This is a genomic window from Streptomyces sp. VRA16 Mangrove soil, from assembly GCF_017377775.1.
Lineage (GTDB): Bacteria > Actinomycetota > Actinomycetes > Streptomycetales > Streptomycetaceae > Streptomyces.
Genome location: NZ_JAFVLN010000020.1, coordinates 1 through 22,552 on the forward strand (window position 1 = coordinate 1; position 22,552 = coordinate 22,552).

The window sequence follows — 22,552 nt, forward strand, 5'->3', positions numbered from 1 at the left end:
GGCCCCGGAAAGGCGACAGCAAGGCGGAGCGACGACCGCCTCGCCCCCGCCATCACCACCCCGCCCCACTGTCCGCCCACGATCGGCGCGGGATGCCAGAAGATCGGCAGTGCGGCGGCGGAAGGTGGCGGTGTCGTTGCTACCCGTAAGTAGAAATGCCCCTGAGCTGGGCAAACGGCAAGCGGAGTGTTGAATTCGGATCAGTCGGGGGCAGCAGGGCACCATCCCTTCCATTCCCGGGATGTGGGCTCGTCTTGCCTCGAAAGCCGCAACGGTGGTCGAATGTTTCTTCGTTGAAGAAGTGACGACAGTTGTCAAGGCGCACCTGGGGTGGGTAGTTCATGTTCGGCCGCTGGCTGGGAAACCGTACGAACCGGGCTCAACGGACAAGTCCCCTGGCGGCGGTGACCGTGCCGCCCAGCGCCGGTGTCCTCAGCTGCCGGGTGCTCGACCCGGTCAATGAGCCGGTGCGCGGCGCCGAGTTCGCGGTGAGCGACGCGATGGGGCGCAAGGTCGTGAGCGGAGGCACCGATCCGTTCGGCTCGTTCATGACAGCCGTGCCCGCCGGTGACTACCGGCTCGCCGTCTCCGCCGAGGGCTTCGCTCCCTACCGGGCCAGCGCCACCGTCGCCGAGAGCGCGCACGCCTCGCTCGGTGATGTCACGCTGCAGGTCGCCGCGCCGCCCCAGCTGCCCGAGCCGGGTGACTGGGAGATCGAGCCGATGCACTCCTCGATCGCGTTCACGGCACGGCACATCGGGCTCGCCCGGATCCACGGCCGGTTCAACACGTTCGCCGGGGCGCTGCGGGTCGCCGACCGTGTCGAGCAGTCCGCGATGCACGTGGTCATCGACGCGTCGTCCATCGACACGAACGTGAAGATGCGCGACGACCACCTCCGGTCCGCCGACTTCCTCGACGTCGACCGCTTCCCGACCCTGGAGTTCTACAGCGAGCGCTTCGTGCACAAGGGCGGCAGCCGCTGGGCGATCACCGGAGCGCTGTCGCTGCACGGCGTGACGCGTACGGTCACGCTCGACGCCGAGTACCTGGGCCTCGGCAACGGCATGGAGGGCGAGACCCGCGCCGCCTGCCGCGCCACCACCGAGTTGCACCGCGACGACTTCACCGTCAGCTGGCAGACCATGCTGGCGCGCGGGATCGCCGTCGTGGGGTCCAGTGTGCGGATCGACCTCGACGTGCAGATCGTCCCGAAGGGCTGACCTCGGGCCGGTTACGGACCGGGGTGTCGCGTGGCCGAAGATGGTGACGTGAGCGATGTGAGACACGTACTGGTGCTGCCCGACCGTGACGCCGCAGAGGAGGCCGCGGAGGCACTCGGCGAGCGTTTCGGCGTGCGCGAGGAGCCCCAGCTCGTACGCGACGCCCTGGCCGGTGAGGACGACGCCGAGGACGCGCAGTGGCTGGTGGTCGTCGAGGACCCCGACGACCGGCTCGACCCGAAGGAGCTCGACGCGTTCGCCGCCCAGTGGGACGGCTGGCGCGAGGAGCCCTGACCGGCTCGTCCCTGCGGGGCGCCCGGCGGGCCGGCCGGGTTGTCAGTGGGCCGTGGGATGCTTGACCGCGATGGCCAGGAAGACTGCAAACGACGATCCGCTCGCCCCCGTCACCCTCGCGGTGGGCCAGGAGGATCTGCTGCTCGACCGCGCGGTGCAGCAGGTGGTGGCTGCCGCGCGCGCCGCCGACGCCGACACGGACGTGCGCGACCTCACCTCGGACCAGCTGCAGCCCGGCACACTGGCCGAGCTGACGAGTCCGTCGCTGTTCTCCGAGCGCAAGGTCGTCGTCGTACGCAATGCGCAGGATCTGTCGGCGGACTCCGTCAAGGACGTCAAGGCGTACCTCGGCTCGCCCGCCGAGGAGATCACGCTCGTGCTGCTGCACGCCGGTGGAGCCAAGGGCAAGGGGCTGCTCGACGCGGCCCGCAAGGTGGGGGCCAGGGAGATCGCCTGCCCGAAGATGACCAAGCCGGCGGATCGGCTGGCGTTCGTGCGGGCCGAGTTCCGGACGCTGGGGCGGTCCGCGACGCCCGAGGCGTGTCAGGCGCTCGTCGACACCATCGGGAGTGATCTTCGGGAGCTGGCGTCCGCGGTGACGCAGCTCGGGTCCGACATCGAGGGGACCATCGACGAGGCCGTGGTCGGGCGGTACTACACGGGGCGGGCCGAGGCGTCGAGTTTCACCGTGGCCGATCGGGCCGTGGAGGGGCGGGCGGCTGAGGCGCTGGAGGCGCTGCGGTGGTCGTTGGCGACCGGGGTGGCGCCGGTGATGATCACCAGTGCGTTGGCTCAGGGGGTTCGGGCGATCGGGAAGTTGTCCTCCGCGCGTGGGGGGCGGCCGGCTGATCTTGCCCGGGAGCTGGGGATGCCGCCGTGGAAGATCGATCGGGTGCGGCAGCAGATGCGGGGGTGGACGCCGGATGGGGTTGCTGTGGCGTTGCGGGCCGTGGCTGAGGCCGATGCCGGGGTCAAGGGGGGCGGGGACGATCCTGAGTACGCCTTGGAGAAGGCTGTTGTGACGATTGCGCGGGCTGCTCGGTCCCGGGGGCGGTAGATCTCGTCGTTCGGTGGCGTCGTGGCGTCGTGGCGTCGCGGCGTCAGGGCGTCGGGGTGCGGGTCTGGGGAGTCGCCCCCGCCGCCCCTTCCCGTCCCGTCCCTGGGGGCTGCGCCCCCAGACCCCCCTTCGGCCTGAACGGCCTCGTCCTCAAGCGCCGGACGGGCTGGGTGGGCTGCGCCGGTCGTCCTCAAGCGCCGGTCGTCCTCAAGCGCCGGACGGGCTGGGTGGGCTGCGCCGGTTGTGCTCATGTGCTGGACGGGCTGGGTGGGCTGTTGGCGGTCGTGCTCATGTGCTGGACGGGCTGGAAAGGCTGTGGTTACAGCCGAAGCCCCGCTCCAGATCACTGGAGCGGGGCCTCGGGGCACGCTTTGGGTGAGCCCACACCCGCGTGGCGAACGCAGGCCGCGTGTGGGCTCGGGGTGTCGGTCGGGGGCGGATGAGAGAGGGCCCGCCCGGGTCCTGCCGACGTCAGATCAGAAGAAGGTTCAGCCCTGGATGGACGCGACCTGGGAAGCGATCGCCGACTTCTTGTTGGCGGCCTGGTTCTTGTGGATGACGCCCTTCGAGACGGCCTTGTCGAGCTTGCGCGAAGCCTCGCGCGCCGCGACCGTGGCCTTCTCGACGTCACCCGCGGCAGCGGCCTCGCGGGCCTTGCGGATCGCGGTCTTCAGGGAGGACTTGACGGCCTTGTTGCGCAGCCGAGCCTTCTCGTTGGTCTTGATCCGCTTGATCTGGGACTTGATGTTCGCCACTGATTGAGCCTTTTCAGGTTCAGGCGCGGGGCCGCGAAGGTCCCGTGCCGGTGATTTTCACTGGGTGTGTGCCTCGCGCTGAGAGGGCATGAGACACAGCTGTCCACGGTATCAGGCGTACTCCCACCGGCCCAAACCAGAGAGTGGTCGCCGTCCGTGGGACCATGGAGGCTACGTATCGATCCCAACCGAGGCCGACCTGAGGCAGAAGGCGCCTCAAGAGACAGGACCCTGCGTGCCCGCGACCCCTAACAATGTGCCCGAGCCGAGCCGTACCGACCCGGCTCTGATCCGCAATTTCTGCATCATCGCGCACATCGACCACGGCAAGTCCACGCTCGCCGACCGCATGCTCCAGCTGACCGGGGTGGTCGAGCAGCGGCAGATGCGTGCTCAGTACCTCGACCGGATGGACATCGAGCGCGAGCGCGGCATCACGATCAAGTCCCAGGCCGTGCGTCTGCCGTGGGCCCCGACCCATGACAAGAGCAGTACGCACATCCTGAACATGATCGACACCCCCGGGCACGTCGACTTCACGTACGAGGTGTCGCGCTCGCTCGCCGCGTGCGAGGGCACGGTCCTGCTGGTCGACGCCGCTCAGGGCATCGAGGCGCAGACGCTCGCCAATCTGTACCTGGCGATGGAGAACGACCTCCAGATCATCCCCGTGCTCAACAAGATCGACCTGCCGGCGGCCCAGCCCGAGAAGTTCAGCGAGGAGCTGGCCAACCTCGTCGGCTGTCAGCCGGAGGACGTGCTGAAGGTCTCCGCGAAGACCGGTATGGGTGTCGAGGCGCTGCTCGACCGGGTCGTGGAGCAGATCCCCGCCCCGGTCGGCGTGCAGGACGCTCCCGCCCGCGCGATGATCTTCGACTCGGTCTACGACTCGTACCGGGGCGTCGTCACGTACGTCCGTGTCGTCGACGGCCAGCTCAACAAGCGTGAGCGGATCCGGATGATGTCCACGGGCGCGACGCACGAGCTCCTGGAGATCGGGACGAACTCGCCGGAGATGCTGTCCGCGGACGGGCTCGGCGTCGGTGAGGTGGGCTACCTGATCACCGGTGTGAAGGACGTCCGGCAGTCCAAGGTCGGTGACACCATCACCAGCCAGCAGAAGGGCGCGGAGGAGGCTCTCGGCGGCTACAAGGACCCGAAGCCGATGGTGTTCTCGGGGCTCTATCCGCTCGACGGGTCCGACTACCCCGAGCTGCGTGACGCCCTCGACAAGCTGCAGCTCAACGACGCGGCGCTCGTCTACGAGCCGGAGACCTCGGCCGCGCTCGGCTTCGGTTTCCGTGTCGGCTTCCTCGGCCTGCTGCACCTCGATGTCATCAGGGAGCGGCTGGAGCGCGAGTTCGGGCTCGACCTCATCGCCACCGCTCCGAACGTGGTCTACCGCGTCGAGATGGAGGACCGCACCGAGCACATCGTCACCAACCCGAGCGAGTTCCCCGAGGGGAAGATCGACAAGGTCTACGAGCCGGTCGTCCGGGCCACCATCCTGGCCCCGTCCGAGTTCATCGGCTCGATCATGGAGCTGTGCCAGACCCGGCGCGGCACCCTGCTCGGTATGGACTACCTGTCCGAGGACCGCGTCGAGATCCGCTACACGCTGCCGCTCGCCGAGATCGTCTTCGACTTCTTCGACCAGCTGAAGTCCAAGACGCGCGGGTACGCCTCGCTCGACTACGAGCCCACCGGCGAGCAGGACGCGCACCTGGTGAAGGTCGACATCCTGCTGCACGGCGACAAGGTCGACGCCTTCTCCGCGATCACGCACCGGGACCAGGCCTACGCGTACGGTGTGCGGCTCGTCGCCAAGCTGCGCGAGCTGATCCCGCGGCAGGCGTTCGAGGTGCCGATCCAGGCCGCCATCGGCTCCCGGGTCATCGCCCGCGAGACGATCCGCGCGATCCGCAAGGACGTCCTCGCCAAGTGCTACGGCGGTGACATCTCGCGTAAGCGGAAGCTGCTGGAGAAGCAGAAGGAGGGCAAGAAGCGCATGAAGATGGTCGGGTCCGTGGAGGTCCCGCAGGAAGCCTTCATCGCGGTTCTGTCCAGCGACGACAGTGGCGGGGGCAAGGGCAAGAAGTAGCCGCCCGCGGCTCCCGTACGACGAAAGGCGCCTGTCCGTTCAGCGGACAGGCGCCTTTCGTCGTGGTGGCGAGGAGCGGCCGCCCGCCTTTTGTGTGGGCTCTGTGTGGGCCGGGGAAGTTGGGGTGCTTCGGGTGGAAGTCGGAGGCCGGAGCCCCTTACGCGCCGGGCGAGTGACCCTTACCCTGATCACTGCTCAATGGTTACTCGCCAGTTAAACAAGCCGCGTTTCAACAGTCGCGGGCCCCGGAGGACGTCGTGAGCGACACACAGACCCTGATCGAGAACCGGCCGCCCTCCGTGGCGTCTCTCTTCCTGGAGCGCGTGGCGGCCACACCTGATGCCGAGGCCTACCGGTACCCGGTGCCCGCGGCGGGCGGCACGGGGCCTGACGAGTGGAAGTCGCTCAGCTGGGCGCAGGCCGCGCAGCGCGTCTACGCGATCGCCGCCGGTCTGGTGGAGCTGGGTGTCCAGGCGGAGGAGCGGGTCGCGCTCGCCTCCTCGACGCGGGTCGAGTGGATCCTCGCCGACCTCGGCATCATGTGCGCCGGCGCCGCGACGACCACCGTCTACCCGCAGACCAACGCCGAGGAGTCGGCGTTCATCCTCTCCGACTCCGAGTCGAAGGTGCTCGTCGCCGAGGACGCCGCGCAGCTCGTCAAGGCGCGTGAGCGGCGCGCCGAGCTGCCGGAGCTGCGGCATGTCGTCGTGATCGACGCGACGGGGGTGGAGCCCGACGCCGCCGACCCCGACGGGTGGGTGCTCACCCTGGACGACCTGGAGGCGCGCGGCGCCGCGTACCTGGAGAAGAACCCGGACGTCGTCCGCGAGCGGGTCGGGGCGATCACCAAGGACCAGCTCGCCACCCTCATCTACACCTCCGGCACCACCGGCCGCCCCAAGGGCGTGCGGCTGCCGCACGACAACTGGTCGTACATGGCGAAGGCCATCGCCGCGACCGGCCTCGTCAGCACCGAGGACGTGCAGTACCTGTGGCTGCCGCTCGCGCACGTCTTCGGCAAGGTGCTCACCAGCGGTCAGATCGAGGTCGGCCACGTGACGGCGGTCGACGGCCGCGTCGACAAGATCATCGAGAATCTGCCGGTCGTGCAGCCCACGTACATGGCGGCCGTGCCGCGCATCTTCGAGAAGGTCTACAACGGGGTCGCCGCCAAGGCGCGGGCCGGCGGCAACGCCAAGTACAAGATCTTCCAGTGGGCGGCCGGGGTCGCGCGCGAGTACGCGAAGGTCAGCCAGGACAACTTCCGCAGGACCGGCGTCGCCTCGGTGCCGTTCGCTCTCGCCTCCAAGCACAAGGTCGCCGACGCGCTGGTCTACAGCAAGCTGCGCGAGGCGTTCGGCGGGCGGCTGCGGGCCTGTGTCTCCGGCTCCGCGGCGCTCGCGCCCGAGATCGGTTACTTCTTCGCCGGCGCGGGCGTGCACATCCTGGAGGGCTACGGGCTGACCGAGTCGTCGGCCGCGTCGTTCGTGAACCCCGGTGAGGCGTACCGGACGGGCACCGTCGGCAAGCCGCTGCCCGGCACCGAGGTGCGGATCGCCGACGACGGCGAGATCCTGCTGCGCGGCCCCGGCATCATGGAGGGCTACCACGGGCTGCCCGAGAAGACCGCCGAGGTCCTGGAGAGCGACGGCTGGTTCCACACCGGCGACATCGGCGAGCTGTCGGTGGACGGCTATCTGCGGATCACCGACCGCAAGAAGGACCTCATCAAGACGTCCGGCGGCAAGTACATCGCGCCCGCCGAGGTCGAGGGCCAGTTCAAGGCGGTCTGCCCGTACGTCTCCAACATCCTGGTGCACGGCGCCGACCGGAACTTCTGCACCGCTCTCATCGCGCTCGACGAGCCGGCGATCCTGGAGTGGGCCAAGGAGAACGGTCTGGAGGGCAAGACGTACGCGGACGTCGTCGCCGCGCCCGCCACGGTGCAGCTCGTCGAGGGCTACGTGAAGGAGCTCAACCAGGGCCTGCAGCGCTGGCAGACCATCAAGAAGTTCAAGCTGCTGCCGCGCGACCTCGACATCGAGCACGGCGAGCTGACGCCCAGCCTCAAGCTGAAGCGGCCGGTCGTGGAGCGGCAGTACAAGGGGCTGCTCGACGAGATGTACGCCGGTAGCCGCGAGGGCTAGCGGCGCTGGTCACGGGATCAGGGGCGGCGCATCGCGCGCAGCGTCTCCTCCATCCTGACCATGTCGTGGCGCAGCGCCCGGACCTCGGTGTCCGGGTGCTGCGCCAGATTCCGTTCCAGGGAGTCCATGCGGGCCGCGAGCGCGTCGAACTGCTTCTGTTCCTGCGCCAGTAGACGCTCCAATTGCTGGTTCTTGCGGTGCAGGTCGAGGAAGACGGTGACCTTGGCGCGCAGCACCCACGGGTCGAACGGCTTGGTCAGATAGTCGGCCGCGCCCGTCGCGTAGCCGCGGAAGGCGTAGCCGGCGTCCGCGTCCGTGCCCGTGAGGAAGATGATCGGCACGTCCTTCGTCTGGTCGAGACGTTTGATGTTCGTCGCCGTCTCGAAGCCGTCCATGCCGGGCATCCGGATGTCCAGGAGGACGACCGCGAACCGGCGGCGCAGCAGTGCCTTCATGGCCTCCTCGCCCGAACGGGCCCGCACCAACGGCTCGTTGAGCGAGCCGAGGACGGCTTCCAGGGCGACCAGGTTGTCCTCCATGTCGTCGACGAGCAGGATGCTGGCCCGCGGATCCACTGAACTCGCTTCTGCAGTCATCATGATGACGGTGCCTCACTCGGCGATCGGCGCGACCGTGGACGCTCCCTCGGCCCCCTGCGGCCCCAGGTCTCCGCTCTCCTTTGCGGCTGCTTCGGCTTCCGCCTCGGCGGCTTCGGCGGCTTCGGCGTTCTCGGGTGCCTCCGGGGGCACGTCGCCGGGGTCCAGGAGATCGCAGACGACCGTGAGCAGCTGATCGACGTCAACCGGCTTCGGCACGTAGTCGTTGGCGCCCTTGGCGATCGACTTCTCGCGGTCGCCGGGCATCGCCTTCGCGGTGAGCGCCACGATCGGCAGACCGGCCCACTGCGGGGTCGCACGGATGACCGAGATGGTCTCGTAGCCGTCCATCTCCGGCATCATGATGTCCATCAGGACCAGCTCGATGTCCGGATTGAGCTCCAGGGTCTCGATGCCCTCCCGGCCGTTCTCCGCGTACAGGACGGGCATGCCGACCCGGCCGAGGACGTGGGTGAGGGCGAACACGTTGCGGATGTCGTCGTCGACGATCAGGACGCGGCGTCCCGCGAGCACCTGACCGGCACGGCCGGTCTTCCACTGCTCCAGCTTCGTGGGCGTGGGCCAGTTGTCCTCCTGGTCGTGGACCGGATACGTGTCCGGGGTCAGCAGCTGCTGCTCCGGTACGAGCAGCGGATGGTGCTCGGCGGTCGCGGGCAGCTGCGCGTCGGTGACCGGCTCGTGGCTGGGGTGCAGCACGGGCACGTACAGGGTGAAGGTGGAACCCTCACCGGGCTCGCTCTCGGCGACGATCCGCCCGCCGAGCAGCCCCGCGATCTCCCGGCTGATGGACAGGCCGAGCCCGGTGCCGCCGTACTTGCGGTTGGTGGTGCCGTCCGCCTGCTGGAACGCCTCGAAGATGACCGGGAGTTTGTCGCGGGCGATGCCGATGCCGGTGTCCGAGACGGAGAAGGCGATCAGGTCGTCGCTGTCGCGCACGAACTGGTGGTCGGGGTCCTTGACCCGGGAGACGCGCAGCTCCACCCTGCCGTTCGCGGTGAACTTGATCGCGTTCGACAGGAGGTTGCGCAGGATCTGCTGGAGACGCTGCTCGTCGGAGAACATCTCGCGCGGCACGTCCTCGCCGACCGTCACCTCGAAGGCGAGACCGCGGTCGAGGGTGATGGGCCGGAACGTGGCGTGCACGTAGTCGAGGAGCTTGATCAGCGGCAGCTTCTTGGGGCGTACGTCCATGCGCCCGGCCTCGATCTTCGACAGGTCCAGGATGTCGTTGATGAGCTGGAGCAGATCCGAGCCGGAGCGGTGGATCGTCGTCGCGAACTGCACCTCCTGGTCGTTGAGATGACCGTCCGGGTTGTCCGAGAGCAGCCGGGCCAGGATGAGCAGCGAGTTCAGCGGCGTACGGAGCTCGTGCGACATGTTCGCGAGGAACTCCGACTTGTACTGGGAGGAGGTGGCCAACAGGGCTGCCTTCTCCTCCAGTTCGGCGTTCGAGCGCTGCAACTCCGCCTGCTGACGCTGGAGTTCGTCGCTGCGCTCCTGCAGCTGGGTCGCCAGGCGCTGCGACTCGCCGAGCAGCGACTCGGTGCGGGAGTTGGCGATGATGGTGTTGATCGCGACACCGATGGTGTTCACGAACTGGTCGAAGAAGGCCAGGTGGACATCGGAGAAGCGGGAGAACGAGGCCAGCTCGATCACGCCGAGGAGCTTGTCCTCGAAGAGGATCGGGATGATGACCACGGACGCGGGGGCGGCTTCCCCCAGACCGCTGTTGATCTTGATGTAGTCCGGCGGGGCCTCCTCGACGAGGATGCGCTTCTTCTCCAGGGCGGCCTGCCGTACGAGGCCGTGGACCGGCATGCCGCCGGTGTCGACGACCGACGCCGCCGCCGAGCCGTAGCCCGCGATGTAGGCAAGTCCCTTGGCGGGGATGGCCGTTCGGATCGGGGTGTCGCCCTCGTCGGGCTCGGCGAGGAAGAACGCCCCGTACTGCGCGTTCACCAGCGGGGTCAGCTCGCGCAGGATCAGGTCGGCGACCTCCATCAGGTCGCGGTGGCCCTGCATCAGGGCGGCCAGGCGGGCCAGGTTCGACTCCAGCCAGTCCTTCGCGCGGGTCGTCTCGCGGAGGTTGGCCACCATCAGGTTGATGTTGTCCTTCAGCTCGGCGACCTCGCCCTGCGTCTCCACCGTGATGGAGCGCGACATGTCGCCCTGGGTCACCGCGGAGGCGACCTCGGCGATGGCGCGGACCTGGGTCGTCAGGTTCGACGCCAGCTCGTTCACGTTCGTCGTCAGACGCTTCCAGGTGCCGTACACGCCCTCGACCCGGGCCTGGCCGCCGAGCTGTCCCTCGGAGCCGACCTCGCGGGCCACACGCGTGACCTCGGAGGAGAACGAGGAGAGCGTGTCCACCATCGTGTTGATCGTCGTCTTCAGTTCGAGGATCTCGCCGCGTGCGTCGACGTCGATCTTCTTCGACAGGTCGCCCTGCGCCACCGCCGTCGCCACCTGCGCGATGTTCCGCACCTGTGAAGTCAGGTTGTCCGCCATGTAGTTGACGTTGTCGGTGAGGTCCTTCCAGACACCCGAGACGCCGTGCACGGTCGCGCGCCCGCCGAGCCGGCCGTCGGTGCCGACCTCGCGGGCCACGCGGGTCACCTCGTCGGCGAAGCCGCGCAGCTGCTCCACCATCGTGTTGACGGTGTCCTTCAGCTCCAGGATCTCGCCGCGGGCGTCGACCGAGATCTTCTTCGACAGGTCGCCCTGGGCCACCGCCGTGGTGACCTGCGCGATGTTGCGGACCTGCGACGTGAGGTTCGACGCCATGAAGTTGACGTTGTCGGTGAGGTCCTTCCAGACCCCGGAGACGCCGCGGACCTGGGCCTGACCGCCGAGGTTTCCTTCCGTGCCGACCTCGCGGGCCACACGCGTGACCTCGTCGGCGAACGCGGAGAGCTGGTCGACCATCGTGTTGATCGTCGACTTCAGCTCCAGGATCTCGCCCTTCGCCTCGACGGTGATCTTCTTGCCGAGGTCGCCCTGGGCCACCGCCGTCGACACGAGCGCGATGTTGCGGACCTGCGACGTCAGGTTGTCCGCCATGAAGTTGACGTTGTCGGTGAGGTCCTTCCAGACGCCGGAGACGCCGCGGACCTGGGCGCGGCCGCCCAACTGGCCCTCCGTGCCGACCTCGCGGGCCACACGGGTCACCTCGTCGGCGAAGGCGGAGAGCTGGTCGACCATCGTGTTGATCGTCGACTTCAGCTCCAGGATCTCGCCCTGCGCGTCGACCGTGATCTTCTGGCTCAGGTCGCCGTTGGCCACCGCCGTGGTGACCTGCGCGATGTTGCGGACCTGCGACGTGAGGTTCGACGCCATGAAGTTGACGTTGTCGGTGAGGTCCTTCCAGACGCCGGAGACGCCGCGGACCTGGGCGCGGCCGCCCAACTGGCCCTCCGTGCCGACCTCGCGGGCCACACGCGTGACCTCGTCGGCGAACGCGGACAGCTGGTCCACCATCGTGTTCACGGTCAGCTTCAGTTCGAGCAGCTCACCGGTCGCCTCGATGGTCACCGTACGTGTCAGGTCGCCGCGGGCCACCGCCGTCGTCACGAGCGCGATGTCGCGGACCTGCGCGGTGAGCCGGGACGCCATCGTGTTGACGGCCTCCGTCACATCGCGCCAACTGCCCGACAGGCCCTGTGCCTTGGCGCGCCCGCCCAGCCGCCCCTCGGTGCCCACCTCGCGCGCGACCCGCGTCACCTCACCGGTGAACAGGGACAGCTGGTCCACCATCTTGTTCACCGCGCGGCCCAGGCTGCGCAGGTCGCCGCGGAGCATCCGGGTGCCGTCGTGCAGGTCGACACGCTGCGTCAGATCGCCGCCCGCGACCGCGTCGAGGACCCGGGTCGCGTTGGCCGTCGGAGCGACCAGGGCCCCGATGATGGTGTTGACGTCCTGGACGCGCGTGGCCCATGCTCCGTGCCCCGGGCTCGCCTCCATCCGCTCGTCGAGCCGGCCGTGCCGGACGATCTCCCGGCGCACCCGGGTCAGCTCGGTGCTGAAGTGCGCGCTGCGGTCGACCAGTTGGTTGAACGCCGCGCACAACTCGCCGACCAGGCCGTCCCCGGTGTCCGGGACCGGGACGAAGTTCCCGTCCCGGGCGGCTGTGATGGCGGCCAGCAGCGGCCGTAGATCGGACGGGCGGATCGAGGTGCCCTCGAGCCCGCTGTGATGCACACGCATAGCACTGTTCTCACTCATGGCGGCCCACTTCGGTAACTCGGCGCTTATGGGCGTGGTCAGTCTGTCACTCTGGTCCTGTCGCCTGAGGCGTAAATGCCCGAACTGCTCAGGAGCCGAACCGTGGGGTCCATTCCTCTTCAGCGGGAGACCACCAACAGTGGCGCCGACCGGCCACAGCAGTCCCACGAAGGGCCGGTCGTGGCACGCACGTCCCTGCCCGGCAACCCGCTCGCGCCCGCCGCCGCGCGGCGTTTCGTGCGCGCCGCGTTCGCCGACTGGACCGAACTCGCCCTGCCCGTGGCCCCTGCGCTGAGTGACCGGCTCACCGACGACGCCGTCGTGGTCCTGAGCGAACTCGTCACGAACGCGGTCGTGCACGCCGGCACCAACGTCGATCTGCTGTGCCGGATGGATCCGGCCGCGCCCGACGGCACACCCGCCGGCCTCGTCATCGAGGTCACCGACCACCACCCGGCCCGCGCCGTCCGCAACGACCGCGGCGCGCGCCCGCCCGACACCCCGGAGTACGGCCGCGGCCTCCAGCTCGTCGCCTCCCTCGCCGAGTCCTGGGGCATCACCTACCGGTCCGGCACCAAGACGGTCTGGGCCCGGCTGCCCGTCGACGACCCCGGCGCGGCCCTGCCCGACGCCCCCGCGGTCCCCGGCCCGCAGAGCGCCGACCCCGCCACGCGCGCGCTCCAGCGCGGACTGCGCGCCGCCGAGATCCTCGCGCCTGCCCCCCAGCGGGCCGCGCAGGAACAGGACTGGATCAACCGCGGCGCGCTCTCCTTCCTCGCCGAGGCCTCCGACCTGCTCGCCGGGCAGCTCGACGAGGACATGGTCGCCGCGCTCGTCGGACAGCTCCTCGTGCCGCGGCTCGCCGACTGGTGCGCGATCTGGTTCTACGACGAGGAGGGCCGCGGCCTGCCGGGCATCGCCGACCACGATGTCAGCGGCTCCGACCCCCTGCACGCGCCCCGCCTCGCCCGCGTCTGGCACGGCCACGAGAGCCGTATCGAGGAGCTGCGCCGGATCCTGGAGAAGGAGCCGCCGCGGCTGCCCGACACCGTGCGCACCGCGCCCGTGCCCGTGCCGTGGCCCTTCGACGGCGTACCGGACGACTCCGGGGCCGCGCTCGCGTACCGGCTCTCGGCGGGCGGCCGCACCCTCGGCATCCTGCTCATCGGCCGGGCCGGGCTGCTGCGCTTCCCCGACGAGGTCACCGGCCTCGTGGAGGACTTCAGCCGCCGGGTCGCGCTCGCCGTCAGCGCGGCCCGCCGCTTCACCCGGCAGGCCACCATCAGCCGGATCCTGCAGCGCGGACTGCTGCCCAGCTCCATGGCGGAGATCCCGGGGATGAAGACCGCCCTCGTCTACGAGCCGAAGGAGCAGGGCGGGCCCGGCGGCGACTTCTACGACGTGTTCCCGGCCGGGGACGGACGCTGGTGCTTCGCCCTCGGCGACGTACAGGGAAAGGGGCCGGAGGCGGCCGTGGTGATCGGGCTCGCCCGGCCCTGGCTGCGGCTGCTCGCCCGCGAGGGGTACCCGGTCGAGCAGGTCCTCGACCGGCTCAACCGGCTGCTGCTCGACGATGCCACCGAGGCCGCCGACGCCGCGGCCCGGGCGCTTGCCGCGGCCGGCGGGCAGGGGGTGCCGCCGGAAGGTTCCAGCTCCCGGTTCCTGTCGCTGCTGTACGGGGAGCTGACCCTCACCGAGACGGGTGTGCTCTGCACGCTCGCCTCCGCCGGGCATCCGTTGCCGCTGCTGATGCGGCCGGGCGGGGAGGTGCTCGCGGCGGCCGCGCCGCAGGTGCTGCTCGGGGTCGTCGACGATCCCGACTACACGAGCGGGACGTTCGAGATGCAGACCGGGGACACGTTGCTGTGTGTCACGGACGGGGTCACCGAACGGCGTTGCGGGGCGCGGCAGTTCGATGACGGGGACGGGTTGGCGCAGGCGCTGTCCGGGTGTGCGGGGTTGACGGCGCCGCTGCTCGCCGAGCGTATTCGGCGTCTGGTGCATGCCTTCGCCGAGACGCCGCCGGACGACGATCTGGCGTTGCTGGTGTTGCAGGCGCAGTGAGGGGGCCGGGGCGGGGCTCGGGGATGTTTCTCGGGGGCCGGGGCGGGGCTCGGGGCTGTTTTTCGGGGGCCGGGTGTGCGGGTCGGACGGGGTTTCCGGGCGGGGCCGTGGGCGGGGGCCTGCGGGGGCGCCTGCCCGGCGCTGGGGTGCCGCCTTGCCCACCCTGCCGCCCTTGGCGGCAGATTGCCCAAGGCGGGCCGTGGCGGGGCGGCGGATTGCCCGAGGCGGCCGGGGCAGGCGGCAGATCGCCCGAGGCGGCTGGGGCAGGCGGCAGGTCGCCCATGGCGGCCGGGGCGGGGCGGGGTGGGCGGGTGGTTACTGGCCGGCCAGGCCCGTGTGGGCCACTCCTGCCACGATCTGGCGCTGGAAGAAGACGAACACGATGATCAGGGGCAGGCCCGCCATCAGGCCGCCGGCCATCAGCTGCGCCCACTGGATGCCGTAGGAGTTCATGACCGTCGCGATGCCGTTCGGCATCGTCATCAGGTCGGGGTTGTTGGTGACCATGTACGGCCACAGGAAGTTGTTCCACGAGCTGATGAAGGTGAAGATGCCGACCGCCGCGAGCGAGGGGCGGGACAGCGGCAGGATGATCGTGAAGAAGACCCGCCAGCGGCCCGCGCCGTCGATGAAGGCGGCCTCCTCCAGCTCCTTCGGGATGCCCTGGAAGAACTTGTACAGGATGAACACCATGGCGGCCGGGGCGCACTGGGGCAGGATCATGCCCCAGTAGGTGTCGACCATCCCCATCTGCTGGACGGTGGTGAACAGCGGGACGCCGAGGACCGCCGGGGAGACCATCAGGCCCGCCATCACCACGCCCATCAGAACGGACTTGCCGCGGAACTCGGTGCGCGCGAAGCCGTATCCGGCGAGGGCCGCGACGGCGAGCACGATGACGGTCACCATCACCGACACGACGAGGGAGTTGACGAACCAGTTCGTGACGTTGCCGGTGCTCCACAGCGCCTTCCACGCCTGCGCGCTCCACACCTTCGGCAGCCAGTGCGGCGGGATCTCGGCCGCCTCCGCCTCGGACTTGAGGGAGGTCAGCAGGGCCGCCGCGATCGGCGCGACGAAGACCGCGGAGACGACGACACCGAGGATCGTCAGGACGATCTGGCTGGGCGTCCACGGCTTGCGGGTCTTGACCCGTATCTGGGTGGCGGTCATCGGGCGCCCTCCTCACGGTTGCGCAGCAGCACCATCCGGCCGAGGGCGACGGCGGCGATGATCACGAAGAAGATGATGGACATCGCGGAGGCGTAGCCCACGCGGTAGCTGGTGAAGCCCTGTTCGAGGGTGTACTGGACGAACGAGCGGGTGGAGAGCTCGGGTCCGGGGCCGAAGTCCATCATCACGACGGCCTGGTCGAAGAGCTGGAGCGAGGCGAGGATCTGGAGCGCGACGACGAGGCCCGTGATGTGGCGCAGCATCGGCAGCGTGATGTGCACCATCCGGTGCCAGGCGTTCGCGCCGTCGAGCTTCGCGGCCTCGTAGAGGTGGGCCGGGATGCCCTGGAGCGCGGCCAGGTAGAGCAGGAAGGAGAAGCCGACCGTCCACCACAGCGTCTCGATGACGATGGCGAGCATGGCGTACGACTTGTCGGTGAGCCACGGCGTGGTCAGCCCGAACGTCTCGTTGAACAGGCCGATGCCCTGCGTGAACAGCCACTGCCACAGATTGGCCGCGACGGTCGACGGCAGCAGGAACGGTACGAAGAAGCAGAGCCGCCACAGCCACTTCCCGCGCTCGATGTGGTGCGCGAGCATCGCGAGGAAGAAGGCGAGGACGGTGATGCAGGGCACGACGAGGAGCGTGAACCAGGCACTGTGGCCGAGCGCGTCCCACATCGCCGAGTCGTGCAGCGCCTCGCGGTAGTTGTCGAGGCCGACGAAGCCCGCGGCGCTGCCGGAGATGTTGGCGTCGGTGAAGCTGAGCCAGATGCCCCGCAGCAGCGGCCAGATCACGAACAGCACGAACAGCAGCAGGAAGGGGGCGACGAACCAGCCCCCGTGCTGGAAGCCCTGCTTGCGGCGGACGGTCGCCGTGGCCGTGGCGGTCTTCGCCCGTGCCGACGGTATGACGGTCTCAGCACTGGTCGTCGTCATGCGACCGCACCTCCCTGCGCGGCAGTCGTGCCGTCCATCGGGTTCTTCGAGGCGAGGAGCTTGCCGAGCTCCTTCTTCATGCGCCGGGCGACCGCGGCGGGCTTGGCCGAGCCCATCGTCGAGGAGACGACCATCGGGCCGAGGTCCTGGGCGAGGACACCGGTGGAGCCCGCGAACCACACCTTCGGTTCGTTGGCCTGGTGGTCCATCGCGCTGACGTACTCGTGCTGCGGGGTGAGCTTCTTGTACGCGGCCGTGGACAGCGTCGGCGTGTACGCGGGGATGTGCCCGCCGGCCGCCCATTGCAGGGCGTGCGTGCAGACGTAGGCGGCGAGTTCGTGCGCGGCCTCGTTGGTGGCGCCGCCGCGGCCCTCCTGGTGCGGCAGCACGAACGCGTGCGACTCGGCGTGCGTGGCCTGCTTGCCGAAGACGGGCGGCAGCGGGGTCGCCCCGTAGTCGAGCTCGGCGCCGGAGAAGACCGGCACCGACCAGTTGCCCTCCCAGGTGAACGGGGCGCCGTTGATGAACTGTTCACCGGTCGGCGCACCCGGGATGACGTATCCGTCGGTGACGTGCCTGCGGAGGAACTCCAGGACCTCGGTGGCCTTGTCGGCGTCGAAGAGGACCTCGGTGTTCTCGTCGTTGAACCACTGGCCGCCGAGCTGGGTGTAGAAGGCGACGAAGAACCACCACTGGAAGTTCTGGTCGTTGGTCCACAGGCCGATCGTCTGCAGCCCCTTCTTCTGGACCTTCTTGGCCTTCTTCAGCACGTCGAACCACTCGGTGGTCGAGGTGACGGGGGCCATCAGGCCGTCGTCGCCGAGCAGGTCCGCCTTCTTCAGGACGTCCTTGCGGTAGAAGCAGAGCTGTACGTGGATGTCGAGCGGCAGCGCGTAGAGCTTGCCGTCGATCACGCCGCGGTTCCACAGCTTGGGGTTGTAATCCGCCTTCCGTACGCCGTACTTGGCGAGCAGGCCCTCGTCCCACGGGTCCAGGAGCCGGCCGGGCGAGAAGCCCGCGACGCGGCCGATGTGCATGACGCCCAGTTCGGGGGCGCGGTTGCCGGCCGCCGCCATGGCGAGCTTGGTGTAGAAGGGGTTGCCCCACTGGAGCGTGGAGTCCTTCACCGCGATGTCCGGGTGCTCCTTGCGGAAGGAGTCCAGCATCGTGATCATGTTGGCGCCGTCGCCGCCGCTGAAGAGGTTCCAGTAGCGCACGCGGGTGTCGGCGCCGGAGGCGAGTGCGTCCGCCCCGGTCCCCAGCGCCGCGAATGCTGCGCTGCCGGCGACGGTCAACCCGCCCGCTGCGGCGAGGAGTTGCCTGCGACTCAGGCCAGGTCGTCCCATGCCCTGCCCTTACTGTTCGAGGATGGTCGTTCGAAATTTCGGCTGCTGCCCGTAACTTCGAACGGGACCGTATGGTCGGTGCGCTTCGACCGTCAATGGGTTCGGCACCGAAAACTTTCGGTCCTCCCCAAGGGCCCAAAAAGCCGCAGTCGCGCCCTAGCCGAAGGCGGGCTGCGGCAGCCCTTCCCCGATCCCCGGGAACACCAGCAGCGAACCCGCCAGAGGGGCCGGCCGCACCAGGCCGACCCGCGCCGTCGAGACGTACAGATCCCGCAGGTCGGGCCCGCCGAAGGCGCAGGCCGTCGGGCGCCGCACCGGCAGCGGCACCACGCGGTCAAGGGCGCCGGACGGCGTGTAGCGGCGCAGCGCCCCGCCGTCCCACAGGGCCACCCAGACGCAGCCCTCGGCGTCCACGGTCAGGCCGTCGGGGTGCCCGGCGCCCTTCTCGATCGACGCCAACTCCCGCCGGTTGACGGCCCGTTCACCGTCCATGTCGAACACGTCGATCCGGTCGGTCGTCGTGTCGACGTAGTACATGCGCGTGCCGTCGGGGCTCCAGCCGGTGCCGTTGGAGACGGTGACGTCGTCGAGGACCGTCGTCACCGCGCCGTCGGGAGCCACCCGGATCAGGTTGCCGCCGCCGGGCGTCTCGTCGTACGCCATCGAGCCCGCCCACAGGGAGCCGTCGGGGGCGACCGCCGCGTCGTTGCCGCGGCGCCCGGCAACCGGTTCCCGGTGCAGCCAGGCAAAAGCCCCGTCCGGGGAGTAAGTGCCTATGCCGTCGCGGAGGTTGACGATCAGGCCGCCGTCCTTGCGCGGCTTCGCCGCGCCCACGTGCTGCTCGGTCGCCAGGACCGTGCGGCGCCCGCTGCCGGGCTCGTAGGTGTGGACGCGCGAGCCGAGGATGTCGACCCAGATCAGCCGTCCCGCGGCCGGGTCCCAGGTGGGGCCCTCGCCGAGTTCGGCGCTCTCCCTGACCGCGACCTCGGGCCTCATGCCGTCCCCCGGTGCCCGAGCCGCTCCGACAGATCGGCCGCGCCCTTGGCGGCGAGCTGGGCCAGCTCCTCCTCGCGCGCGTCGGTCCAGCGGATCATCGGTACGGAGATGGACAGCGCGGCGACGACCCGGTTGGTGCGGTCGCGCACGGGCGCGGCGACACAGGACACGTCCGGGTTGGACTCGCGGCTCTCGACGGCGATGCCGCGCTCGCGGATCTCGTGCAGGGCCTCGCGGAGCGCGGCCGGGTCGGTGATCGAGTTCTGCGTCATGGCCACGAGATCGGCGTCGTCCGGGACGCGGGTGGCCAGCTCGTGCTCGGGCAGCGACGCGAGGAGCATCTTGCCGACCGAGGTGCAGTGCGCGGGCAGCCTGCGGCCCGCGGCCGAGACCATGCGCACCGCGTGCGTCGAGTCGACCTTGGCGATGTAGATGACATCGGTGCCTTCGAGGATCGCCACGTGTACCGTCTCGTCACAGGTCTCCGCGACCGTACGGGCCACCTGCTGGCCCTCGGCGGCGAGGTCGAGCTGTTCCGCGTACCGGCTGCCGAGCTGGTAGGGGCGCACCCCGAGGCGGTAGCGGCCCGGCTGCCCGGGGACCTGCACGATGTACGACCGGGCGGCGAGCGTGGTGACGAGCTCGTGGACCGTGGTGCGCGGCAGCTGTAGCTTGCGGACGATGTCGGGGGCGGACAGCGTGCCGTCCCCGTCCAGGAAGAGCTCCAGAATGTCGAGAGCCCGGGTCACGGCTGGTACGAGGCGTCCCACGACCGATCCCCTCCCTATGTTCGATATTTCAACAGACGGTCGGTATGGCGAACATAGGCTATGCACAGCGCCATTGAGCGGGCAATGGGTCGGTCCGAGACGAGATCTACGTCTACCGGGATCCTGGGCGCGCGGTCCCCAGGTCACCGCGGAGCCGGCGGGCCCGCAGCACCAGTTCCAGTTCGAAGCGGCGGTCGGGGTCGTCGACCTCGTCGCCCCACAGTTCGCGGATCTGGCGCAGGCGGTAGCGGACGGTCTGCGGGTGGACGCCGAGGCGGGCGGCGACCTCGGGGGCGCCGCCGCGGGTCTCCAGCCAGGCGAGCAGGGTCTCGGCGAGGCGCCGGCCGTGGGTGGGCCCGCAGTGGTCGAGCGGGGCGAGGGCGCGCCGGGCCAGGTCGGCGACGAGTTCCTCGGGCTGGAGCAGGACGAGGGCCTGGGTGTGCTCGGTGCAGTGCAGGACCTCGGCGGCGGGGAGCAGTTCGCGTTCCATCAGGGCGACGGCCACCTCCGCCCAGCGCAGTGATTTCGCGGCGTCGGGCAGCGGGACGGGCGGGCCGATGGCGCCGCTCCAGCCGGTCAGGGCGCGGCGCAGCAGTTCGGGGCGGCCGGCCGCGTCGGGGTCGGGGACGACGAGGCGGGGGCGTTCGGTGTCCATGTCGAGCAGGACGTCGGGTCCGACGGCGGGGGCGACGGCGTCGCGGGCCGGGCGGATCAGCAGCCCGACGGAGACCCGCTCGGGCACGGGCCAGCCGATGCGGGCGGCGCGTTCGGTGAGCACCTTGACGGGGTCGGGCGGTGCGGTGGCCCTGCCTTCGAGCAGCAGGTCCATCAACGTGCGCTGCTGGCGCAGGCGTTCACCGGCCTGGCGGGCGGCGGCCTCGGCGTAGCCGCGGACGGACTGGTCGACGAGGCCGTCGAGGTAGTCGTATCCGGCCTCGGCGAGTTCGTACATCGCGGGCGGCGGGATGCGCAGTCGCTGCCCGATGTCGGCGAGGCGGCGCCAGGCGAGTTTCACGCCGAGCCGGTACATCGCCTGGAGGGAGTCGAGGCTGCGGCCGTGCAGGTTCTGGTCGCGGCCGAACTCCTGGAAGACGGAGGGGAGTTGATCCTCCGGGCGGGGTGCGGTGGCGGCCACGTCGGTGAGGCGGCGCACGAAGCCCTCGATGGCGCGCCTGATGCCGATCAGGGCGAGGGGTTCGCCCGCCGCGTCGAGGACGATCGGCAGTCCGGGGAACTCGCGGCGGACCTCGTCGAGGATGTCCTGCGCGAGCCGGGGCGCCTCGTCCATGGCGAGCGCGGCGAACTGCTTGACCTGCAGTCGCGGCACGTCGCACCAGGCGGATCGCGTGGTGGCGGGCACGCCGGGTCACTGTCCCTGGCCGGGTGTCTCGTACGTGACGAGGGGTGTGTTGGGCTGGTCCGGGGTGGCGTTGATCAGCGCGAGCACGCCGAAGGTCGCGGCGACGGCGAGGGCCGCGCCGGTGGCCGCGCAGAGCACGGCGGCGAGCAGTCGGTTCATCGCAGGGTCAGCCTCTCGTGCAGAGCACCACAACTGTGCCGAGGTCGGTCCCCACCCTGTGCGTTCCGGCAATTCCCCAGTCTTGGCCGGTGATTGACACCCCGTCAAGAGCGCGTCTACGGTTCCCGCCCCAGAACTGCGGGCCGCCCACTCACCCCCCTTCCCCAGGAGTGCCGGATGCGCCGAACAGCCTCACCTCTCTCTTTGGTCTCCGTAGGACTCGGGACGTTTCTGCTGGTCCTGGCGGGGCTACTCGCCTGGTACGTGGAGCCGCGCGCCGAGCGCACCACCCTCGACATCGACACCTCGACCGTGTTCACCGGGACCGGCAGCTACTTCGACACCGCGAAGATCAGGACCGTGCAGGACCAGCGGATCACGATCACCCGTCAGGTCCGCGGCGACGTCGCCGAGAGCGAGCGCAGCGGTCGGGCGGTGTGGGACGCGGTGACGTCCGTCGACACCGACAAGACCCTGCCGGCCTCGGATCCGCACGACGCCCTGCAGTGGACCCTGGAGCGCTGGGTCACCGACCGCAGGACGAACGCTCCGGTGCACTGCTGCGGCGAGCAGCCCGCCTTCCAGGGCGAGGCGTACCTGAAGTTCCCCTTCCATGTGCAAAAACGCACGTACACCTGGTGGGACAACACGCTCGGCGCGACCGTTCCGCTCCGCTTCAGCGGCGTGACAAAGGTGCAGGGGTACGAGGGCTACCGGTTCACCGGCACCGTCGCGCCGGCCCGTACCGGCTCCCGGCTGGTGCCGGGCCGGATCGTGGGCCTGCCGAAGAAGGGCCAGGTCCTGGCCGAGGAGTGGTACGCCAACCACGGCATCGAGCTGGTCGCCGACCCGACCACGGGCCGGATCCTGTACGCGGCGATCGGCCCGCGCAAGACGCTGCGCGCGCCGGGTTCGGCGAAGGACGCGGCGGTGCTCCTGGACAGCGAGAAGATCGCGTTCACCCCGGCGACGCAACGTCAGCAGGTCGGCTTCGCCCGCGACGACAACGACCGTCTCACCCTGCTCGGGACGACACTTCCGCTGGTGGCGGGCGCGCTGGGTGCGCTGCTCGTGGTGGCGGGGGCCGTGTTCGTCGTACGGGGCAGGGGTGGCCGCACGGCCGCCGAAGGTCCCGAGGGGCCGGGGAGTCCAGGGGGTCCGGATCCCGATACGTCCCCGACGACCCTGGAAACGTCCACGATGTGACGGTACGTCAGCCGGGGAAAGCCCGAAACTTGTCACGCGGGTGAGTAGCCGCACCGAACACGGGGGCGAAAACTGTCCCACCCCACCCCGTGCACAGGCTCAGCACAAGCTGCGCACAGTACCCG

17 protein-coding genes are annotated in these 22,552 nt (G+C 69.9%); 7 read left to right on the forward strand and 10 right to left on the reverse strand.

From position 1 onward, the window contains the following. Positions 1-341: 341 nt before the first annotated feature. From J3486_RS37065 to holA, 3 genes are all read left to right on the forward strand, one after another. On the forward strand, positions 342-1,223 hold the full coding sequence (locus tag J3486_RS37065) for a YceI family protein (RefSeq protein WP_207828215.1): 882 nt from the start codon (positions 342-344) through the stop codon (positions 1,221-1,223). A 48-nt stretch (positions 1,224-1,271) separates the two neighbouring features. Beyond that, positions 1,272-1,517 (forward strand): hypothetical protein, encoded by a 246-nt coding sequence (locus tag J3486_RS37070; RefSeq protein WP_207828216.1) that lies wholly within the window; start codon positions 1,272-1,274, stop codon positions 1,515-1,517. Positions 1,518-1,587: 70 nt separating this feature from the next. Continuing rightward, on the forward strand, positions 1,588-2,574 hold the full coding sequence (holA, locus tag J3486_RS37075) for a DNA polymerase III subunit delta (protein ID WP_207828217.1): 987 nt from the start codon (positions 1,588-1,590) through the stop codon (positions 2,572-2,574). 488 nt (positions 2,575-3,062) lie between these two features. Here the strand turns inward: holA and rpsT are convergent, their stop codons facing one another. Further along, positions 3,063-3,329 carry a 30S ribosomal protein S20 gene (gene rpsT, locus J3486_RS37080; protein WP_207828218.1) on the reverse strand — a complete coding sequence of 89 codons (267 nt, stop codon included), beginning with the start codon at positions 3,327-3,329 and terminating at the stop codon, positions 3,063-3,065. 235 nt (positions 3,330-3,564) lie between these two features. On the opposite strand from rpsT, the gene lepA reads away from it, so the two are divergent. After that, a complete protein-coding gene (gene lepA / locus J3486_RS37085; protein ID WP_207828219.1) occupies positions 3,565-5,430 on the forward strand; it encodes a translation elongation factor 4 in 1,866 nt (621 codons plus the stop codon). A 257-nt stretch (positions 5,431-5,687) separates the two neighbouring features. Beyond that, positions 5,688-7,577 carry a long-chain fatty acid--CoA ligase gene (locus J3486_RS37090; protein ID WP_207828220.1) on the forward strand — a complete coding sequence of 630 codons (1,890 nt, stop codon included), beginning with the start codon at positions 5,688-5,690 and terminating at the stop codon, positions 7,575-7,577. A gap of 17 nt (positions 7,578-7,594) precedes the next feature. On the opposite strand, the gene J3486_RS37095 is transcribed toward J3486_RS37090, so the two are convergent. Next, the gene (locus J3486_RS37095; protein WP_207828221.1) at positions 7,595-8,173 is read right to left on the reverse strand and encodes a two-component system response regulator; all 579 of its coding nucleotides are present in this window, start codon (positions 8,171-8,173) and stop codon (positions 7,595-7,597) included. 15 nt (positions 8,174-8,188) lie between these two features. Beyond that, entirely contained in the window at positions 8,189-12,397 is a 4,209-nt protein-coding gene (locus J3486_RS37100; protein ID WP_229379223.1) for a HAMP domain-containing protein, read from the reverse strand. A 93-nt stretch (positions 12,398-12,490) separates the two neighbouring features. Here J3486_RS37100 and J3486_RS37105 point away from each other — a divergent pair, with 93 nt between their 5' ends. Next, positions 12,491-14,479 carry a SpoIIE family protein phosphatase gene (locus J3486_RS37105; protein ID WP_207828222.1) on the forward strand — a complete coding sequence of 663 codons (1,989 nt, stop codon included), beginning with the start codon at positions 12,491-12,493 and terminating at the stop codon, positions 14,477-14,479. A gap of 315 nt (positions 14,480-14,794) precedes the next feature. On the opposite strand, the gene J3486_RS37110 is transcribed toward J3486_RS37105, so the two are convergent. The 7 genes from J3486_RS37110 to J3486_RS37140 all read right to left on the reverse strand — a co-directional run bounded on the left by J3486_RS37110 (position 14,795) and on the right by J3486_RS37140 (position 21,221). Further along, complete coding sequence (locus J3486_RS37110; protein WP_207828223.1) at positions 14,795-15,652, reverse strand: carbohydrate ABC transporter permease; 858 nt, start codon at positions 15,650-15,652, stop codon at positions 14,795-14,797. Then, positions 15,649-16,590, reverse strand: a complete 942-nt coding sequence (locus J3486_RS37115) for a carbohydrate ABC transporter permease (protein ID WP_207828224.1) — start codon at positions 16,588-16,590, stop codon at positions 15,649-15,651. Before J3486_RS37115 ends, J3486_RS37110 begins: the two co-directional genes overlap by 4 nt. After that, on the reverse strand, positions 16,587-17,936 hold the full coding sequence (locus J3486_RS37120; protein ID WP_207828225.1) for an extracellular solute-binding protein: 1,350 nt from the start codon (positions 17,934-17,936) through the stop codon (positions 16,587-16,589). The genes J3486_RS37115 and J3486_RS37120 overlap by 4 nt, the downstream gene beginning before the upstream one ends. A gap of 156 nt (positions 17,937-18,092) precedes the next feature. Next, on the reverse strand, positions 18,093-18,932 hold the full coding sequence (locus J3486_RS37125) for an SMP-30/gluconolactonase/LRE family protein (protein ID WP_207828226.1): 840 nt from the start codon (positions 18,930-18,932) through the stop codon (positions 18,093-18,095). Then, positions 18,929-19,702: an IclR family transcriptional regulator gene (locus J3486_RS37130; protein ID WP_207828228.1), complete on the reverse strand. Its 774-nt coding sequence runs from the start codon at positions 19,700-19,702 to the stop codon at positions 18,929-18,931. The genes J3486_RS37125 and J3486_RS37130 overlap by 4 nt, the downstream gene beginning before the upstream one ends. A 112-nt stretch (positions 19,703-19,814) precedes the next feature. Further along, positions 19,815-21,062, reverse strand: coding sequence for a CdaR family transcriptional regulator (locus J3486_RS37135; protein ID WP_207828230.1), 1,248 nt, complete (start codon positions 21,060-21,062; stop codon positions 19,815-19,817). 6 nt (positions 21,063-21,068) lie between these two features. Continuing rightward, positions 21,069-21,221 carry a hypothetical protein gene (locus J3486_RS37140; protein ID WP_207828232.1) on the reverse strand — a complete coding sequence of 51 codons (153 nt, stop codon included), beginning with the start codon at positions 21,219-21,221 and terminating at the stop codon, positions 21,069-21,071. A 177-nt stretch (positions 21,222-21,398) separates the two neighbouring features. Between J3486_RS37140 and J3486_RS37145 the strand changes: the two genes are divergently transcribed. Then, positions 21,399-22,427: a DUF3068 domain-containing protein gene (locus J3486_RS37145; protein WP_207828233.1), complete on the forward strand. Its 1,029-nt coding sequence runs from the start codon at positions 21,399-21,401 to the stop codon at positions 22,425-22,427. Positions 22,428-22,552 lie beyond the last annotated feature (125 nt).

Coding starts and splice junctions, on each gene's coding strand:
- J3486_RS37095 (WP_207828221.1), bottom strand. CDS start 8,173: ATGACTGCAGAAGCGAGTTCAGTGGATCCGCGGGCCAGCATCCTGCTC.
- J3486_RS37125 (WP_207828226.1), bottom strand. CDS start 18,932: ATGAGGCCCGAGGTCGCGGTCAGGGAGAGCGCCGAACTCGGCGAGGGC.
- J3486_RS37065 (WP_207828215.1), top strand. CDS start 342: ATGTTCGGCCGCTGGCTGGGAAACCGTACGAACCGGGCTCAACGGACA.
- holA (WP_207828217.1), top strand. CDS start 1,588: ATGGCCAGGAAGACTGCAAACGACGATCCGCTCGCCCCCGTCACCCTC.
- J3486_RS37115 (WP_207828224.1), bottom strand. CDS start 16,590: ATGACGACGACCAGTGCTGAGACCGTCATACCGTCGGCACGGGCGAAG.
- J3486_RS37110 (WP_207828223.1), bottom strand. CDS start 15,652: ATGACCGCCACCCAGATACGGGTCAAGACCCGCAAGCCGTGGACGCCC.
- J3486_RS37145 (WP_207828233.1), top strand. CDS start 21,399: ATGCGCCGAACAGCCTCACCTCTCTCTTTGGTCTCCGTAGGACTCGGG.
- J3486_RS37100 (WP_229379223.1), bottom strand. CDS start 12,397: ATGCGTGTGCATCACAGCGGGCTCGAGGGCACCTCGATCCGCCCGTCC.
- J3486_RS37120 (WP_207828225.1), bottom strand. CDS start 17,936: ATGGGACGACCTGGCCTGAGTCGCAGGCAACTCCTCGCCGCAGCGGGC.
- J3486_RS37140 (WP_207828232.1), bottom strand. CDS start 21,221: ATGAACCGACTGCTCGCCGCCGTGCTCTGCGCGGCCACCGGCGCGGCC.
- J3486_RS37105 (WP_207828222.1), top strand. CDS start 12,491: ATGCCCGAACTGCTCAGGAGCCGAACCGTGGGGTCCATTCCTCTTCAG.